The organism is Anoxybacillus tengchongensis, assembly GCF_014201585.1.
Classification (GTDB): Bacteria; Bacillota; Bacilli; order Bacillales; family Anoxybacillaceae; genus Anoxybacillus; species Anoxybacillus tengchongensis.
In genome coordinates this window covers 225913-244616 of sequence record NZ_JACHES010000003.1, presented here as the reverse complement: position 1 = coordinate 244616, position 18704 = coordinate 225913, and the positions used below count along the sequence as shown (strand labels likewise).

Annotated in this window: 18 protein-coding genes; 15 read left to right on the top strand and 3 right to left on the bottom strand. The window is 42.1% G+C overall.

Annotation, left to right across the window (positions count from 1 at the left end; genetic code table 11):
- Positions 1-19 precede the first annotated feature (19 nt).
- Entirely contained in the window at positions 20-2248 is a 2229-nt protein-coding gene (pflB, locus tag HNQ82_RS05085; protein WP_425486241.1) for a formate C-acetyltransferase, read from the bottom strand.
- Between the two features lie 291 nt (positions 2249-2539).
- Here pflB and HNQ82_RS05080 point away from each other — a divergent pair, with 291 nt between their 5' ends.
- The 3 genes from HNQ82_RS05080 (at position 2540) to HNQ82_RS05070 (ending at position 4780) form a co-directional block, all read left to right on the top strand.
- Positions 2540-3340: a basic amino acid ABC transporter substrate-binding protein gene (locus HNQ82_RS05080; protein WP_183247701.1), complete on the top strand. Its 801-nt coding sequence runs from the start codon at positions 2540-2542 to the stop codon at positions 3338-3340.
- A gap of 67 nt (positions 3341-3407) precedes the next feature.
- Positions 3408-4061: an amino acid ABC transporter permease gene (locus HNQ82_RS05075; protein ID WP_183247699.1), complete on the top strand. Its 654-nt coding sequence runs from the start codon at positions 3408-3410 to the stop codon at positions 4059-4061.
- The gene (locus HNQ82_RS05070; RefSeq protein ID WP_183247697.1) at positions 4058-4780 is read left to right on the top strand and encodes an amino acid ABC transporter ATP-binding protein; all 723 of its coding nucleotides are present in this window, start codon (positions 4058-4060) and stop codon (positions 4778-4780) included. Before HNQ82_RS05075 ends, HNQ82_RS05070 begins: the two co-directional genes overlap by 4 nt.
- 79 nt (positions 4781-4859) lie before the next feature.
- On the opposite strand, the gene ald is transcribed toward HNQ82_RS05070, so the two are convergent.
- Positions 4860-5990: an alanine dehydrogenase gene (gene ald, locus HNQ82_RS05065; protein WP_055440837.1), complete on the bottom strand. Its 1131-nt coding sequence runs from the start codon at positions 5988-5990 to the stop codon at positions 4860-4862.
- Between the two features lie 120 nt (positions 5991-6110).
- Positions 6111-7334 carry a helix-turn-helix domain-containing protein gene (locus HNQ82_RS05060; RefSeq protein ID WP_183247695.1) on the bottom strand — a complete coding sequence of 408 codons (1224 nt, stop codon included), beginning with the start codon at positions 7332-7334 and terminating at the stop codon, positions 6111-6113.
- A 103-nt stretch (positions 7335-7437) separates the two neighbouring features.
- Between HNQ82_RS05060 and HNQ82_RS05055 the strand changes: the two genes are divergently transcribed.
- The 12 genes from HNQ82_RS05055 to HNQ82_RS05000 all read left to right on the top strand — a co-directional run bounded on the left by HNQ82_RS05055 (position 7438) and on the right by HNQ82_RS05000 (position 18680).
- Positions 7438-8403, top strand: coding sequence for an aminoimidazole riboside kinase (locus HNQ82_RS05055; RefSeq protein ID WP_183247805.1), 966 nt, complete (start codon positions 7438-7440; stop codon positions 8401-8403).
- A 128-nt stretch (positions 8404-8531) separates the two neighbouring features.
- The gene (deoR, locus tag HNQ82_RS05050; RefSeq protein ID WP_183247693.1) at positions 8532-9473 is read left to right on the top strand and encodes a DNA-binding transcriptional repressor DeoR; all 942 of its coding nucleotides are present in this window, start codon (positions 8532-8534) and stop codon (positions 9471-9473) included.
- A 175-nt stretch (positions 9474-9648) separates the two neighbouring features.
- Positions 9649-10863: a NupC/NupG family nucleoside CNT transporter gene (locus HNQ82_RS05045; RefSeq protein WP_183247691.1), complete on the top strand. Its 1215-nt coding sequence runs from the start codon at positions 9649-9651 to the stop codon at positions 10861-10863.
- Positions 10864-10917: 54 nt separating this feature from the next.
- Positions 10918-11583, top strand: a complete 666-nt coding sequence (deoC, locus tag HNQ82_RS05040; protein WP_183247690.1) for a deoxyribose-phosphate aldolase — start codon at positions 10918-10920, stop codon at positions 11581-11583.
- Between the two features lie 15 nt (positions 11584-11598).
- The gene (locus HNQ82_RS05035; RefSeq protein ID WP_003397112.1) at positions 11599-11769 is read left to right on the top strand and encodes a XapX domain-containing protein; all 171 of its coding nucleotides are present in this window, start codon (positions 11599-11601) and stop codon (positions 11767-11769) included.
- Positions 11770-11794: 25 nt separating this feature from the next.
- Positions 11795-12190, top strand: coding sequence for a cytidine deaminase (locus tag HNQ82_RS05030; RefSeq protein ID WP_183247688.1), 396 nt, complete (start codon positions 11795-11797; stop codon positions 12188-12190).
- Positions 12191-12288: 98 nt separating this feature from the next.
- Positions 12289-13485: an MFS transporter gene (locus tag HNQ82_RS05025; protein ID WP_183247686.1), complete on the top strand. Its 1197-nt coding sequence runs from the start codon at positions 12289-12291 to the stop codon at positions 13483-13485.
- Between the two features lie 63 nt (positions 13486-13548).
- Positions 13549-14364 (top strand): glycosyltransferase family 2 protein, encoded by an 816-nt coding sequence (locus HNQ82_RS05020; protein WP_183247684.1) that lies wholly within the window; start codon positions 13549-13551, stop codon positions 14362-14364.
- 11 nt (positions 14365-14375) lie between these two features.
- A complete protein-coding gene (locus HNQ82_RS05015) occupies positions 14376-14609 on the top strand; it encodes a hypothetical protein (RefSeq protein WP_032101604.1) in 234 nt (77 codons plus the stop codon).
- A 236-nt stretch (positions 14610-14845) separates the two neighbouring features.
- Positions 14846-15409, top strand: coding sequence for an alkyl hydroperoxide reductase subunit C (ahpC, locus tag HNQ82_RS05010; protein ID WP_032101603.1), 564 nt, complete (start codon positions 14846-14848; stop codon positions 15407-15409).
- A 14-nt stretch (positions 15410-15423) separates the two neighbouring features.
- Positions 15424-16953, top strand: a complete 1530-nt coding sequence (gene ahpF, locus HNQ82_RS05005) for an alkyl hydroperoxide reductase subunit F (protein ID WP_183247682.1) — start codon at positions 15424-15426, stop codon at positions 16951-16953.
- Positions 16954-17297: 344 nt separating this feature from the next.
- Entirely contained in the window at positions 17298-18680 is a 1383-nt protein-coding gene (locus tag HNQ82_RS05000; RefSeq protein ID WP_183247680.1) for a glycine--tRNA ligase, read from the top strand.
- Positions 18681-18704: the final 24 nt, after the last annotated feature.

Genomic DNA, 18704 nt, shown 5'->3' with positions numbered 1-18704 from the left:
CGATGTGTGGGAGCTTCCATTACATAGTTTCATGGAACGTCCGGTTAATGACGTCAATTTGTTGTTCACGTGTTAATTTAATAAAGTTGACTGCATAACCTGATACGCGAATGGTCAGTTGCGGATATTTTTCAGGATGTTCCATCGCGTCAAGTAATGTTTCGCGGTTAAAGACGTTGACGTTTAAATGATGACCGCGTTTTTGTGCATAACCATCTAAAATGGCGACAAGGTTTTGAATACGTGTCGCGTCATCTTTACCGAGCGCTTTTGGCACGATTGAGAACGTATTTGAAATGCCGTCTAATGCATATTCATACGGTAATTTGGCGACAGAGCTTAATGACGCAAGCGCTCCTTTTGTGTCGCGACCGTGCAACGGGTTAGCGCCAGGTGCGAACGGTTCGCCAGCGCGACGACCATCAGGCGTATTTCCTGTCTTTTTACCATATACGACGTTTGATGTGATCGTTAAAATCGATGTTGTATGCTTCGAATCGCGATACGTTTTATGTTTGCGTAATTTTGTCATAAAGCGCTCAACAATATCGACGGCAATCGAATCGACACGGTCATCGTTGTTTCCGTATTTCGGGAAGTCGCCTTCAATTTCAAAGTCGACCGCTAAGCCATTTTCGTCGCGAATGGTTTTTACTTTTGCATATTTCATTGCGCTAAGTGAGTCAGCGACGACAGAAAGACCAGCAATTCCCGTTGCCATCGTGCGCATGACGTTTGTATCATGAAGCGCCATCTCAATGCGCTCATAACAATATTTATCGTGCATGTAGTGGATGATGTTTAATGTATTAATATACAACTCTGCTAGCCATTCCATGACGTTATCGAATTTGCGCATCACTTCTTCATAATCTAAGTATTCAGATGTGATTGGCGCAAATTCTGGCCCGATTTGCACTTTTAGCTTTTCGTCAACCCCGCCGTTAATTGCGTACAATAATGCTTTCGCAAGGTTGGCGCGCGCACCGAAAAACTGCATTTGTTTACCAATGCGCATGGCGGATACGCAGCATGCGATGCCGTAGTCGTCACCAAACTCAGGCCGCATTAAATCGTCATTTTCATATTGAATGGAGCTTGTTTGAATCGACATCTTTGCACAATATTTTTTAAATGCTTCTGGTAATTTTGTCGACCAAAGAACCGTTAAGTTTGGTTCTGGCGCTGGACCTAAGTTGTCAAGCGTATGCAAGAAACGGAATGAGTTTTTCGTCACAAGTGGACGGCCATCAATCGCGACACCGCCGATCGACTCTGTTACCCACGTTGGGTCACCGCTAAATAACTCATTATATTCTGGTGTTCTTGCGAATTTTACGAGGCGCAATTTCATGACGAAATGGTCAACAAGCTCTTGCGCTTCGCGTTCAGTTAATGTTCCTTCTTGTAAGTCGCGTTCAATATAAATATCTAAAAACGTGGAGACGCGACCTAAGCTCATTGCCGCACCGTTTTGTTCTTTAATCGCAGCAAGATAGGCGAAATACAACCATTGAAAAGCTTCATGTGCGTTGCGAGCTGGTTTGGAAATATTGTAGCCGTAGCTTGCTGCCATTTCTTTTAGTTCTTGCAGGGCGCGAATTTGTTCAGCTAACTCTTCGCGGAGACGAATGATGTCTTCGCTCATTGTGCGTGCACCTGTGTTGCGTAAATCTTTTTTCTTCTCCTCAATGAGGCGATCGACACCATATAAAGCCACGCGACGATAGTCACCGATAATGCGACCGCGTCCATAGGCGTCAGGAAGTCCCGTAATGATACCTGCTTTGCGAGCGGCTTTCATTTCATCCGTATATACGTCAAATACGCCTTGGTTATGCGTTTTACGATATTGCGTAAAAATTTTCTTTACTTCATCGCTTACTTGATATCCATAAGCTTCACATGCTTGTTCAGCCATGCGAATACCGCCAAATGGCATAAGCGCTCGTTTAAACGGCTCATCTGTTTGAAAACCGACGACTTTTTCGAGTTCTTTATTTAAATAGCCAGGTCCGTGCGATGTAATGGTCGATACAATTTCAGTATCCATGTTGAGAACGCCGCCTTTTTCGCGCTCTAACTTTGAAAGTTCCATCACTTGTTCCCACAGTTTTTTCGTCGCTTCTGTCGGAGCTTGTAAAAATGATTCATCCCCTGTGTAAACGGTTACGTTATTTAAAATAAAATCACGAACGTCAATTTCTTTTTTCCATTTATCACCTTTGAACGTTCTCCATGCGTCCATCAACGCTTCATTTACGGTAAGTAGCGTCATGACAATCTCCTCCCAATCGTCAGAATAAAACCCCTATATAAAGAATACTACTTTTTTACATGACGAGGAGAAAGAAGGATTGACGAATTTGTGAAACATTGATCAAAAATATTTTCCAAAATAAAGATTTTTCCAAAAATTATTTTTATAAAATTTGTTGCATAAAAACAATAAAGCTGATAATATGTGAAACATAGAGAGCATAACATGTTTATACACAAATATTTATTATTTTACAGCAAATAGTAAGGGGGAATAACAATGATAAAAAAAGGGATGATCGCAACGCTCGTTTTTATGCTTATTTTTGCGCTTTTTGGCTGTAGTAGCTCGACAGAACAAACAGCAACAACAGAAAAGAAAATTACAGTTGTGACAGACGCGGCGTTTGCTCCGTTTGAGTATATGGATAAAGGTGAAATTGTCGGCTTTGATGTCGATTTATTAAAAGCAGTCATGAAGGAAGCAGGACTAGCATATGAATTAAAAAACATCGGTTGGGATCCGTTATTTGCGGCTATTCAAGGAAAAACAGCGGATATGGCCGTTTCAGGTATTACAATTAACGACGATCGAAAACAAACGTATGATTTTTCGATTCCGTATTTTGAATCGACACATATGATTCTTGTGAAAGAAGGAAGTTCGATCAAAAGCGCGAAAGATTTACAAGGAAAAGTTGTCGGTGTTCAAAATGGTACAACGGGACAAGAAGCTGTTGAGAAAATTTTAGGAAAAGAGAATAAAAATATTAAAAAGTTTGAGAATACAGTCGTTGCGATTATGGATTTATTAAACGGCGGTGTCGAAGCGGTTGTGACAGATAATGCGGTTGCGAATGAATATGTAAAAAATAATCCAGATGCTAAAATTGTAGCGTTTGAGGATCCTGAACATTTTGAATCTGAATTTTACGGCTTTATGTTCCCGAAAGGAAGCGAGTTAAAGCAAAAAGTAGACGAAGCGTTGAAAAAAGTCATCGAAAATGGAACATATGCAGAAATTTATAAAAAATGGTTCGGGACAGAACCGAATATTGAATCATTACAACAACAGCAATAACGTCGAAGTAAAAATTGCGTAACTGCTTGCAGTTACGCAATTTTTACAAAAAGAAAGGTGATTGATGATGGATTTTCGTTTCAATATTATTTTGGAATATGCACCGTTTTTTTTCAAGGGCGTACTATGGACAGTCGGTTTATCGTTAGTCGGTATTTTTTTCGGGACGATTCTTGGTTTGGCGATTGGGCTAGGAAAAATGGTTCGAAACCGTCTCGTCCGTTTGCCTTTTGATTGGTACGTTCATTTTTTCCGTGGAACGCCATTATTTGTACAAATTTTACTTATTCATTTTGGCGTCATGCCGATGTTTACCGCCCAACCGAATCCGCTTGTGTCTGGGGCGATCTCGTTATCTTTAAATGCGGCCGCGTACATTGCTGAAATTTTCCGCGCTGGCATCCAGTCTATTGATCGTGGTCAAATGGAGGCGGCCCGTTCGCTTGGAATGACGCATGTACAAGCGATGCGTTACATCATTTTACCACAAGCGATCAAGCGCATGATTCCGCCGCTTGGTAACGAATTTATCGTCCTTATTAAAGATTCATCGCTTGCAGCAATTATTGCAGCGCCTGAGCTTATGTATTGGGGACGTGCCATGCAAGGGCAATATTATCGCGTGTGGGAACCGTACTTAACTGTTGCGCTTATTTATTTAGTACTCACTCTTTCATTAAGCAAGTTGCTACATCGGTTAGAAAGAAGGTATGATGCATGATTCGGGTTACCAATTTAAAAAAATCGTACGGATCACTACAAGTGTTAAAAGGGATTAACGTACACATTCATGAAAAAGAAGTGGTCGTTGTCATCGGTCCGTCTGGATCAGGAAAGTCGACGTTTTTACGTTGTTTAAACTTGCTTGAAGATTTTGATGAGGGGGATATCGTCGTTGACGGATTTCATTTAAAAGATCCAAAAACAGACCTAAATAAAGTGCGCGAGGAGGTGGGGATGGTATTTCAACGATTTAATTTATTTCCGCATATGACGGTACTTGATAATATTACGCTTGCCCCGATGAAAGTGCGCAAATGGTCGAAAGAAAAAGCGACAGAAAAGGCAATGCAATTGCTTGTGAAAGTAGGTTTACAAGATAAAGCGCACGTATATCCTGATTCATTGTCGGGCGGGCAAGCACAACGTGTAGCGATTGCCCGTGCGCTTGCGATGGAACCGAAAGTGATGTTATTTGATGAACCGACGTCTGCGCTCGATCCAGAAATGGTCGGTGAAGTGCTTGCAGTAATGAAGCAACTAGCTAAAGAAGGAATGACGATGGTCGTTGTCACGCATGAAATGGGATTTGCTCGTGAAGTTGGGGATCGTGTGCTCTTCATGGATGGTGGAGTGGTCGTAGAAGAAGGAACACCACAACAAATTTTTGATGCACCACAACATGAGCGAACAAAGTCATTTTTATCGAAAGTGTTATAGAAAAAGGTGTCCCGTTTGCCAGGACACCTTTTGTTGTATAAAAATTCGAGTTTAGAGAGCTGTCTAGCTCTGATCACATTTATGCTAACAATTGCTTTTCTAACGCCACTTCAACTGGAACGTAATCGTAACCGAGGTCGCGTGCGACAGCTTCGTATGTGATTTCCCCGTTTGCTACGTTTACACCAAGGCGTAAAGCAGGGTTGTCTGCAACAGCTTTATGCACACCTTTGTTTGCGATTTGCAATGCGTATGGCATCGTAACGTTTGTGAGCGCAAGTGTCGATGTGCGCGGAACCGCCCCTGGCATGTTTGCGACCGCGTAATGAACGACGCCGTGTTTCACGTATGTTGGGTTGTCGTGTGTCGTCACATGGTCGCTCGTTTCCACAATACCGCCCTGGTCGATTGCTACGTCAACGATGACCGAACCTGGCTGCATCGCTTTTACCATTTCTTCTGTCACAAGTTTTGGTGCTTTCGCCCCTGGAATTAATACGGCACCGATAACAAGGTCAGACTCCGCAACGGCTTGCGCGATGTTCATTGGATTAGACATCAATGTATTAATTTGGCTGCCGAAAATATCATCAAGCTCACGTAAACGTTCTGCGCTTAAGTCGATAATTGTGACGTTTGCGCCTAACCCAATCGCTAATTTGGCAGCGTTTGTTCCGACAACACCACCACCAATAATTGTTACTTTTCCACGGCTAACGCCTGGAACGCCGGAAAGAAGAATACCTTTTCCGCCTTTTGTTTTTTCGAGGAATTGCGCACCAATTTGTGCTGCCATCCGCCCTGCCACTTCGCTCATCGGTGTTAAAAGTGGTAACGTACGTCCAACTTGTACCGTTTCATAAGCGATGGCGATCACGCCTTTTTCTTTGAGTGCACGTGCTAACTCTGGTTCAGCAGCAAGATGTAAGTATGTGAATAGTACTAATCCTGGACGGAAGTATTCGTATTCGCTTGGTAGTGGCTCTTTTACTTTCATGACCATATCTGCTTGCGCCCAAACATCTGCGGCCCGCTCAACAATTTGCGCTCCTGCACTAACGTAAGCTTCATTTGTAAAACCGCTTCCAACCCCTGCATCTTTCTCAATGAATACAGTATGTCCATGGCTGACAAATGACATGACGCCAGCAGGTGTAATAGCTACGCGATTTTCGTTATTTTTAATTTCCTTTGGAACACCAATAATCATGTGATGTTTCCCCTTTCGTGTTGTCTTTTTGTATTATCTACAGTATAAATGTTTTTTATCATTTGTTGTTTGTTTAGAAAAGAGAAAGAAAAAACGAGCTTTTGTGGATTTCCACAAAAGCTATGTTGTCCGATATTTGTCTAATTTCATATCGATATATAGTTTTACTTTTTCACTCATGTTGCTTAAATCGATATTCCCGATTTCACTTATTCGTTTGAGACGATAAGCGAGTGTGTTCGGATGAATGTTCAGCGCTTTTGCTGTTTCGTTCACGTTGCTGTCATAGTCGAGATATGTTTCAATCGTTTCGACTAAGTTGGTATGGTGCTGTGCATCATATTGTTTCAGATTTTCGAGTGCTACGTTGTGGAAATCACCATGCCGCTTTTTTTCAAAAAGCAAATCAAAAAATTGATACATGCCGAGATGTTGATAACCTTGAATATTCGCGAGCGGATGAGGAAAGGCACGTTTCATTTTTAATACGGTTTGCGCTTCCTCGTAACTCTTTGCAATTTTCGTATAACATTCATACACATTTCCGAACGCTCCCATCATAATATCCACGCGAAAGCGCTCTTTCATTTGCGTGATAAACGAGCGGAAAAAACGCTCAATATGCGCTTCCCCGTAGATGTTTGAACTTGGTGCAACGAGCACAATTAGTCGTTGGTGATCGATCGTATAAAGTGGGACGGCGAGTTGTTGTGTCGTTTTTAATAAGTAATCAATTTGTCTTTCTACTTGTGTTTGAATATGTTGTTGAAATTGAAAAATACCAACAGAAAAAAACGGATACACATGTACGTTTAATTGATGACATTGTTCAATTACTTCGTGAGGAGATGGAAAATGCCCAGTCAATAGTTTCCAAAAAAATTCTTGAATCCGCTCTTCTTTTTTATTTTTGCGAATTTGTAATTGCAATAATAAATTTTTAGCAGATTTTGCTGCTTGTTTTAACAAATCAAGCTGTTGCTCCGTCCATGGCTCGTTCATTTCAATTGCCCAAATAAATCCGAGCACCTCTTTATTTCTCCAAATCGAAATGGCGATACGATTGCCGAGCCCTACTTCTGAAATTTCCGCGACACGAACAGGTTCTTCGCTTTGTAAAAGCTTTGGGATCACCCCTTCGCGCCATAAACTATTAATGACGCGTTCTGGCACGCGTCGATGGATAATGGTCGCTGTACGAGCTGGATCGGTATAATGTTCATGCCCACTATAAGCAATTAAACGATGGTTTGCATCTTCAATCGTAATCGGACATTGTAACAGCTCACTTACACGATCAGCAAACTCCTCTAAGCTTTCAAAATGAGTGGCAAAAGGGTTCATCGCATCCACTCCGTTTCTTATGTTGTTTTACGATTATTGTAGCACGTTTTATTGTTGTGCGTTGCATTTGTATGATGGAACGTATTACGATGGAATGGGAGGGATGACGATGAAGCAAGGAATTATTAGTCTTGGTGAAGCGTTAATTGATTTTATTCCACTTGATTCAACAAATCTTGCATATCAAAAAAGCCCAGGAGGAGCGCCGGCGAATGTTGCGGTTGGTGTCGCACGGCTTGGTGCACCATCGACGTTTCTAGGGAAAGTGGGCCGAGATGTACTCGGTGTCTTTTTAAAAGAAACGCTTGATGAATACGGTGTAAATACGACTTGGCTTCAATTTAGTGATGATGTTCGTACAGGTGTCGTTTTTGTAACGCTAGCGGGAAATGGGGAACGAAGCTTTGAGTTTTACATTAACCCAAGCGCAGATCGCTTTTTACGCGAAGAAGAAATTGATGACTCGCTATTTCATACACATCGCATTCTCCATTTTGGCTCCATTTCACTTATTAGTGAACCAGCACGAAGCGCAACAAAGCGGGCTGTCATGCTAGCTAAAGAAAACGGGATGATTGTTTCATATGATCCGAATTTGCGTCTCGGTTTATGGGAAAGCGAACAACAAGCTCGTCAAATGATTGTATCAATGTTACCAGAAGCGGATGTACTTAAAATTTCTGAAGAGGAATTGACGTTTATTACAGGGGAGAAAGATATACAAAAAGGTGTAGATGCCCTTTCTTCCTACAACATTCCGCTCATTGTCATCACGCTAGGGGAAAACGGTAGTTATGCGTTTACGAAAGAAGGATCGGTATTTACCCCAGCTCTCAAAATAGAGGCAGTTGATACGACAGGAGCAGGTGACGCTTTTGTTTCCGGTATGTTGTATTGCTTGCATGAAAGAGAAGGTACAATGGATTCTCTATCGCTTGCGGAAGTTGAACAAATGACCCGCTTTGCAAGTGTTTCGGGAGCGCTAGCTGCATCAACAAAAGGAGCAATGACAGCGCTGCCAACACGTGGTGAAGTCGAACGTATTTTACGTGAAGGTTGGTTGAAATAATAGAAATTATGTTAAAACTTTTTCTTGTCAAATGTTCAGTTTTTTTCGTATGATGAAACAAAAGGGAGTATTCCTTCAAATATGGAAGGTTGCTCCTTTTTCATTCATAAATAAAAGGTGATGAAGCGATGGAGCAAGAAAAATTGAAGAAAGTTGTTGAGGCGGCAAAGTTGTATTATTTGCTCGACTACAATCAAAACGACATTGCTAAAAAGCTCGGTGTGTCGCGACCGACCGTGTCGCGCCTACTACAGCAAGCAAAAGAGGAAGGAATTGTGGAAATTAAAATTAATGATCCTGCCGAAGATATTCAACAGTTAGCAAGACAACTTGAACAAAAGTTCAATCTCAAGAAAGCAATTGTTGTATCGATCCCTGAACATCAAGATGGCATTATAAAAAAATATTTAGGGAAAGAAGCTGCGGAATATTTACGTTCGATTGTAAAAGACGGGGATGTCATCGGCGTCACATGGGGAACGACGTTATATCATGTCGCATTGCAACTAAAGCATAAACATGTCAAAGACGTGAAAGTTGTACAGTTAAAAGGTGGCGTCAGCTTGTCAGAAACGAATACGTTTGCTTCTGATATTTTGCATTTGTTTGGAAGCGCATTCAACGCGACGGTGCATCATTTGCCGCTTCCAGCGATCGTTGATCATGTCGTTGTGAAACAAGCGATGGAAGCGGATCGCCATATTCGTAAAATTCTCGATCTAGGACGCCAAGCGAATATTGCTGTATTCACGATTGGGCCGATTAAATCGGAATCGTTATTGTTCCAACTCGGTTATTTTACAGAGCAAGATTTGCAAACAATTTATTCAAAAGCAGCTGGTGACATTTGTTCACGCTTTTTTGATCAAAATGGAAAACTATGTAGTGAAGAGTTAAATGCGCGCACGCTCGGTATTGAGCTAGAAGAACTGAAAAACAAGGAATACTCGATTGTGATCGCAGGAGGTATTCATAAAGTTGCTGGCATATACGGCGCATTGAAAGGGAAATATGCAAACGTATTAGTTACAGATCAATTTACTGCCGAATGTTTGTTAGAAAAAGAATAAAGAAACGACAAATGGGGGAAAAGAAGAAAGCCCCCTTTATTTATGCAAAGAAGGAAGAAAGATTTAGTCAAACCATGAATTTTCTTTGACATTTGTTCATGTTAACGTTTACATATGTTCGTTTTCCTGTTATATTGATTACGTAATGAAAATTCAACTTATAGGAGTGTGCGATATGAATATCGTTTGGGGACTTGTTGGTATTGTCGTTGTCCTTGGGATCGCTTTTCTTTCTTCAAATAACCGCAAGGCGATTAATCCGCGAACGATTTTAGGTGGTCTTGCGATTCAAGTCGCTTTTGCGTTTATCGTTTTAAAATGGGAAGCAGGAAAAGCTGCATTACAATGGTTAACAAATGGTGTAACAAGCATTATTAACTATGCGAACGAAGGAATTAACTTTTTGTTCGGTGGCATGTTTGCGGCAAAAGGCATCGGATTTGTGTTTGCGTTCCAAGTGTTGCCCGTTGTTATTTTCTTCTCTGCGCTAATTTCTGTTCTTTACTATATCGGTGTCATGCAATGGGTCATTAAAATGATCGGTGGTCCGCTTGCAAAGTTGCTCGGAACGAGTAAAGCGGAGTCGATGTCAGCAGCAGCGAACATTTTCGTCGGTCAAACAGAAGCACCGCTTGTCATTCGTCCATATTTATCAAAAATGACGCAATCTGAACTGTTTGCGGTCATGACGGGAGGATTGGCATCTGTTGCTGGTTCTGTTCTTGTTGGTTACTCTCTTTTAGGTGTTCCGCTTGAATATTTACTTGCGGCAAGTTTCATGGCAGCGCCAGCAGGATTAGTGATGGCAAAAATGATTGTGCCAGAAACAGAGCCGATTAAAGAAGACGAGCATTTTGAAATGGAAAAAGACGAAGAATCAACAAACGTCATCGACGCAGCGGCTCGCGGGGCAAGCGATGGTTTGAAGTTAGCATTAAATATCGGTGCAATGTTGTTAGCGTTTATCGCCCTTATCGCGTTAATTAACGGATTGCTTAGCGGCATCGGCAGTTTGTTTAACTATGATGGTTTAACGCTTCAAAAGATTTTAGGATTCGTGTTTGCTCCTATTGCGTTTGCGATCGGTGTACCGTGGTCTGAAGCGGTGACAGCTGGTGGATTTATCGGTCAAAAATTAATTTTAAACGAGTTTGTTGCGTATTCATCGTTTGCGCCACAAATTCCAGACTTATCAGCAAAAACGGTAGCGATTGTTAGCTTTGCACTATGTGGATTTGCTAATATTTCTTCGATGGGAATTTTACTTGGTGGTTTAGGAAGCTTAGCGCCAAATCGTCGTAGCGACATTGCGCGCATGGGTTTAAAAGCCGTTCTTGCTGGTATGCTTGCCTCATTGTTAAGTGCATCCATTGCAGGAATGTTTATTTAACCACGAAGCGCCTCGTACGCTTCAATCACATCAAATTTTAAGGAGGAATGCATGATGAACATTGCTAGCATGATTGATCATACGTTATTAAAGCCAGAAACAACGAAAGCACAAATTGAAAAGTTAGTGGAAGAGGCGAAAAAGTACGAATTTGCATCCGTATGCGTCAATCCAACATGGGTGAAATTTGCGGCTGAACGTTTGCAAGGAACGAAAGTAAAAGTATGTACAGTCATTGGCTTCCCGTTAGGAGCGACAACACCAGAAGTAAAAGCGTTTGAAACAAAACAAGCAATTGAAAACGGCGCACAAGAAGTCGATATGGTTATCAATATTGGTGCGTTAAAAGATGGCGATGATGAGCTTGTCGAGCGTGACATTCGTGCTGTTGTTGATGCAGCAAAGGGGAAAGCATTAACAAAGGTCATCATTGAAACAGCATTGTTAACAGATGAAGAAAAAGTGCGCGCATGCGAAATCGCTGTTCGTGCTGGTGCTGATTTTGTTAAAACATCGACCGGATTTGCAAGCGGTGGGGCAACGGTCGAAGATGTCGCATTAATGCGCAAAACAGTTGGTCCAAACGTTGGTGTAAAAGCATCTGGTGGTGTACGTAGTGCAGCGGATGCAAAAGCGATGGTTGAAGCAGGAGCAAACCGCATTGGTACAAGCTCTGGACCAGCAATTATGGACGGCACAACGTCAAACGAAGCATATTAATGGAGGCAGCCACATATGAAAGAAGTATTACTTAGTTTACTTGCAGGGCTTGTCGTTGGGATTTTATTTAAGTTTTTACGTTTGCCGTTGCCAGCTCCGCCTGTATTAGCAGGAATGATGGGGGTATTTGGCGTATATTTAGGTGGCGTTGTTGCAGATTGGTTAATGAAGACGTTTTTTAATTAAACAGCCCAAGAAGGGATGATCAACAATGAATGAACAACAGTTAATTGAAGCGGCAAAACAAGCGAGAGAGCGGGCGTACGTTCCGTATTCAAAATTTAAAGTGGGGGCAGCTTTGTTAACGAAAGATGGAAAAGTGTATGGTGGCTGTAACATTGAAAACGCCTCATACGGTTTATGCAACTGTGCGGAGCGTACCGCTTTATTTAAAGCATACTCGGAAGGCGACCATGAGTATGCGATGTTAGCTGTCGTTGCGGATACGGAGCGACCAGTCCCGCCATGTGGCGCATGCCGTCAAGTCATTGTTGAATTGTGTGATCCGGATATGCCCGTCATTTTAGCGAATATGAAGGGCGATGTGCAAGAAACGACAGTGAAAGAACTTCTCCCTGGAGCTTTTTCAAAAGAAGATTTGCGATAAGCGTCGGTTTTTCCCGACGCTTTTTGCATTGATACATAACAAAAAAGGAAATATAATCATGAGGAAGACGATTTGACAGATGACAACGGAGGGATGACATGAGTAAAGACATATCAAGAAACAAATTGCTTTGGATTGCAGGACTTGGTTGGCTATTTGACGCGATGGATGTCGGCATGCTTTCGTTTATTATGGCCGCCTTGCAAAAGGAATGGAATTTGACAGCTGAGCAAATGGGTTGGATCGGAAGTGTGAACTCGATTGGCATGGCGGTCGGTGCCCTCGTTTTCGGATTGTTAGCTGACCGCATCGGGCGAAAACAAGTGTTCATTATTACGCTTTTATTATTTTCGATCGGTAGCGGTTTATCTGCCCTTGCCACAACGTTAACGGTCTTTTTAATTTTACGCTTTTTTATTGGCATGGGGCTTGGAGGAGAACTTCCGGTTGCATCGACGCTCGTATCGGAAAGCGTGCCTGCACATGAGCGCGGAAAAGTGGTTGTTTTATTGGAAAGCTTTTGGGCAGGCGGTTGGTTAATAGCAGCGCTCATTTCATTTTTCATTATTCCATCGTATGGATGGCAAATGGCGCTCATTTTAGGAGCTGTACCTGCGTTATATGCGATTTATTTACGCATGAACTTACCAGATTCACAAAAGTTTATCGCGACAAAAATAGAGCGTCGTTCCGTTTGGCGAAATATTGCGGACGTTTGGGCAAAACCGTATGCAAAACAAACGACAATGCTTTGGATTTTATGGTTTGCGGTCGTCTTTTCCTATTACGGCATGTTTTTATGGTTGCCGAGCGTCATGGTCATGAAAGGATTTAGTTTAATTAAAAGCTTTGAATACGTACTTATTATGACGTTAGCACAATTGCCAGGGTATTTTAGCGTGGCATGGTTAATTGAACGCATCGGGCGAAAAGCGGTACTTGTTATATATTTAATCGGGACAGCGTTGAGTGCTTATTTCTTCGGAAATGCCGAGACAGCTACCGCATTAATGACATTTGGCGCATTGTTATCGTTTTTCAATCTCGGTGCTTGGGGAGCGCTTTACGCATACACACCAGAGCAATATCCAACGGTTATTCGAGCAACAGGGGCAGGGATGGCCGCTTCATTCGGACGCATCGGCGGTATTTTAGGCCCGCTTCTTGTTGGCTATCTCGTTGCACAAAACGTGTCGATCACGATGATTTTTGCGATGTTTTGTATCGCCATTTTCATCGGCGCGCTTGCTGTCTTTTTCCTAGGAAAAGAAACGAAACAACAAGAACTCGCATAATCATAAGAAAAGAAGCTATAATGGTATCATTGTAGCTTCTTTTTTTGAAAGGAGATATTTCATTTGGGTGTTTCTGTAGTCATTGCGACATATAACCGATTACTACCTTTAGCAGAATTACTAGAGTCATTAAGCAAGCAAACGTATAAACCAACACAAGTCATTATTGTCAACGATGGGGGTTCATCCGTACAAGCCGCGGTTGATGCGTATCCTGAGCTTCCTATTGAGCTCATCCAATTGCATGAAAATGTCGGGCATGTTGAGGCGCGGAATATCGGTGTGCGTGCGGTGACAGAAGATTTTATTATGCTTTGCGATGATGACGATTTACTATTGCCGTGCCATATCGAGCGAATGATTGCGAATATGAATGATGCGGATTTTGTATATGCGGACGTAGAAATTTTCCATTATCGTATTGAAAACGGAATGCGCATACCGACAGATCGTTTTTTATTTGCATATGAATGTGATTTACAAGCGATGCGTTCATTTTCAACGTATGTCCCTTCAGGTAGCATGTATCGGCGCGTGATTCATGATATAATTGGTTATTTTGATCCGTACGTTCATAACTATTGGGATTGGGATTTCTTTTTACGTGTTGCAAAACAATTTCGCATCAAACGCGTACCGATAGCGAGCGTCCTTTATGCTTTTTCAAATGAAGGCGATCATTTATCGAAACAAATGAACGAAAAGAGACAAATGTATTTAAACCGATTAAGTGAAAAACATGAGCTTGGCGATTTACCGACGAAAAACTTTTGGCTTCTTCTATCGGAGCCGGAAGTGCAAAAACGGAAAGCAAAAAGTGAAATCATATGGAACGGTGAACCGTTTCGTTCACGGCTCGCTCATTTCGTTCGTTGTTAGGAGGAAACAAGATGTATAGGTGGAGCTTCCAGCAATTATTCATTTTGCTTTTGTTTTCCCCGCTCCTTGTTCGACATGTGTTCCATGGGCGAATCGTATTATTTTTATCGTTTGTTTGTTTCGCTTTCGGGACGGTCGCATTTGCAGAATATATGGTGAAGAAAAAAAGGAAACAAAAGTGGCTTTTTGCCGTTGCATTATTACTTAATGTACTTATTTTGCTTTGTTTTATCTTTATACAATGAGGGAGCAGAGTCTTTGCGAAGGCTCTGTTTTTTATTGACGAAAAAGGAATAAAAGAAGTGTGTGTCGAAAAACTAAGACGGTTCGATAGTTTCTACTTGACAAATAAACATTCCTATATGATAATTTATATCGAATTGTAATTGTTATAATTTAATTTCGCTTTCAGTCATATTTTTCGTATGACTGTAGCATACTACTAACATGCAAAAAAAATGAAGCAGGAGGATGATTCACAATGCCATTAGTAGGAAAACAAGTACAACCATTTAAGGCGATGGCGTTTCATAACGGAGATTTCATCGAGGTGACAGAAGAAAACTTAAAAGGAAAATGGAGCGTTGTTTGCTTCTATCCAGCGGACTTTACATTCGTTTGCCCAACTGAGTTAGAGGATTTACAAAACGAATATCCAAAGTTAAAGGAACTTGGTGTTGAAGTATACTCTGTTTCAACAGATACACATTTCACACATAAAGCATGGCACGACCATTCACCAGCAATCAGCAAAATCGAGTATGTAATGGTTGGTGACCCTTCACAAAAATTATCGCGCATGTTTGAAGTGCTTGATGAAGAAACAGGTCTTGCACAACGTGGTACGTTCATCATCGATCCAGATGGTGTCATTCAAGCAGTTGAAATTAACGCTGACGGCATTGGTCGCGATGCAAGCACAATCGTAAACAAAATTAAAGCAGCACAATACGTGCGCAACAATCCTGGTGAAGTATGCCCAGCAAAATGGCAAGAAGGCGGCGAAACGCTTAAGCCAAGCCTTGACCTTGTAGGTAAAATTTAAGGAGGCTTATGTAAATGATATTGGATGCGGAAATTAAAGCACAGCTCGCCCAATATCTACAGTTGATGGAAAATGACATTGTGTTAAAAGTAAGCGCGGGAGACGATGAAGTTTCCCGCGATATGCTTGCTTTAGTCGATGAACTCACCACAATGTCATCGAAAATCAAAGTAGAAAAAACAACGCTAGAGAGAACGCCAAGTTTTAGCGTTAATCGTGTTGATGAAGACACAGGCGTTGTATTTGCGGGCGTGCCTTTAGGACATGAATTTACTTCTCTTGTGCTTGCATTGCTTCAAGTGAGTGGAAGACCGCCAAAAGTAGATGAAGCGGTCATTGAACAAATCAAACATTTAAAAGGGACGTATCGCTTTGAAACATACGTCAGCTTAACGTGCCATAATTGTCCGGATGTCGTGCAAGCATTAAACGTTATGAGCGTATTAAATCCGAACGTCTCCCATACGATGATTGATGGGGCAGCATTTAAGGAAGAAGTTGAACAAAAAGACGTAATGGCGGTGCCAACTATCTTTTTAAATGGCGAACCGTTCGCAAGCGGTCGGATGTCGCTTGAGGAAATTCTTGCGAAGTTAGGAAGTACGCCGGATGCTTCGGTCTTTGCGGACAAAGACCCGTTTGATGTGCTTGTCATCGGTGGAGGTCCTGCTGGTGCGACAGCGGCGATTTATGCGGCGCGTAAAGGTATTCGTACAGGAATTGTTGCAGAACGCTTTGGCGGCCAAATTTTAGATACGTTAGGCATTGAAAACTTCATTAGTGTGAAATATACAGAAGGTCCGAAGCTTGCCGCAAGCCTTGAGGAACATGTGAAACATTATAACGTCGACATTATGAACTTACAACGTGCCAAACGGTTAGAAAAGAAAGATCTTATTGAAGTAGAACTTGAAAATGGGGCTGTTTTGAAAAGTAAGGCGGTCATTATCGCTACAGGTGCACGTTGGCGTAATCTCGGCGTTCCGGGTGAAGCGGAGTTTAAAAATAAAGGAGTCGCTTACTGCCCACATTGTGACGGTCCGTTATTTGAAGGAAAAGATGTCGCAGTCATCGGCGGAGGTAACTCTGGCGTTGAAGCCGCGATTGATCTTGCCGGCATTGCTAAGCATGTGACGGTTCTTGAATTTGCACCAGAATTAAAAGCGGACGCAGTGTTGCAAGATCGTTTGTACAGCTTACCGAACGTCACGGTCATTAAACATGCACAAACAAAAGAAATTACAGGTACAGACAAAGTGAATGGCCTCACATATATTGATCGCGCAACAGGCGAAGAGCGCCATATTGAACTTCAAGGTGTATTCGTTCAAATCGGGCTTGTGCCGAATACAGAATGGTTAGAAGGAACGGTAGAACGCAATCGCTTTGGCGAAATTATCGTCGATAAGCGCGGTGCGACAAACGTTCCTGGCGTCTTCGCTGCTGGCGATTGTACAGATAGCGCATATAAACAGATTATCATTTCCATGGGCTCAGGCGCAACAGCTTCTTTAGGGGCGTTTGACTACTTAATTCGAAATTAACATAACCCCTTAACTCGCTTTACTTTATGATAGTAAAGCGAGTTTTGTTTTTCCCTCCCCCTTGACTCTCCTATTTTAGTTTGATACAATATCAACCAAATGAAATACAGGTGCAACGATGAAAGATGGATAGTAGCTAAGTTTGTTCTTTTGTAGCGAGCTAGGGATGGTGGAAGCCTAGCAAAGACACTTAGTGAAACGGCAGTCTGGAGTTGCTTCACGCAAAAGTGGATGCGCTATGCATCAACTAGGGTGGAACCGCGGGAGTTACGCTCTCGTCCCTAGGCGAAAGGCCTAAGGATGAGAGCGTTTTTTGTTTACATTTGACAAAAGGAGGATGAAAGATGTCGGTAACGATGGATCAAATTGTAGCACATGCGAAGCATCGTGGTTTTGTTTTTCCTGGCTCAGAAATTTACGGCGGATTAGCGAATACGTGGGATTACGGTCCATTAGGGACAGAGTTGAAAAACAACATTAAACGTGCATGGTGGAAAAAGTTCGTTCAACAATCGCCGTATAACGTCGGTTTAGATGCGGCGATTTTAATGAACCCACGCACGTGGGAAGCGTCAGGTCATTTAGGAAACTTTAATGATCCGATGATTGACTGTAAGCAATGTAAAGCGCGTCATCGGGCGGATAAGTTAATTGAAAGCGCGCTTGAAGCAAAAGGCATTGAAATGGTTGTCGATGGGCTTCCGTTTGAAAAAATGGAGCAGCTCATTCAAGAGCACGACATTGCGTGTCCGGATTGCGGAAGTCGCGACTTTACGAACATTCGTCAATTTAACTTAATGTTTAAAACGTTCCAAGGTGTGACGGAGTCGAGCGCAAACGAAATTTATCTTCGTCCTGAAACGGCACAAGGCATTTTCGTCAACTTTAAGAACGTGCAACGGACGATGCGTAAAAAATTGCCGTTTGGTATTGCGCAAATTGGAAAAAGTTTTCGTAACGAAATTACGCCAGGAAACTTTACGTTCCGCACACGCGAATTTGAACAAATGGAGCTTGAATTTTTCTGCAGACCAGGAGAAGAGTTGCAGTGGTTTAGTTATTGGAAACAGTATTGCGAACAATGGCTTTTATCGCTTGGTATGAAGCGAGAAAACATTCGTTTGCGCGATCATTCCGAAGACGAACTGTCTCACTACAGCAACGCGACAACAGATATTGAATATAAATTCCCATTCGGTTGGGGCGAGCTATGGGGCATTGCATCACGTACCGATTACGATTTACGTCGCCATATGGAATATTCAGGAGAAGATTTTCACTACCTCGATCAAGAAACGAATGAACGTTTCATTCCGTACTGCATTGAACCTTCACTCGGTGCAGATCGCGTGACGCTCGCATTTATGATTGATGCGTACGAAGAAGAGCAACTGGCAGACGGCACGACGCGCACTGTGATGCATCTTCATCCAGCATTAGCGCCATATAAGGCAGCTGTATTACCGTTATCGAAAAAGTTATCAGAAGGTGCACGTGCGATCTTTGAACAACTTTCACAACACTTTATGGTTGATTACGATGAGTCTGGATCAATCGGTAAACGTTATCGCCGCCAAGATGAAATTGGAACACCGTTCTGTATTACGTATGACTTCGATTCAGAGCAGGATGGCATGGTAACCGTGCGCGACCGCGATACGATGGAGCAAACGCGCATTCCAATTGCGGAATTAAAAAACTTCTTAGAAGAAAAAATTCAGTTTTAAATGAAAACAGGCTATCCTATGTAG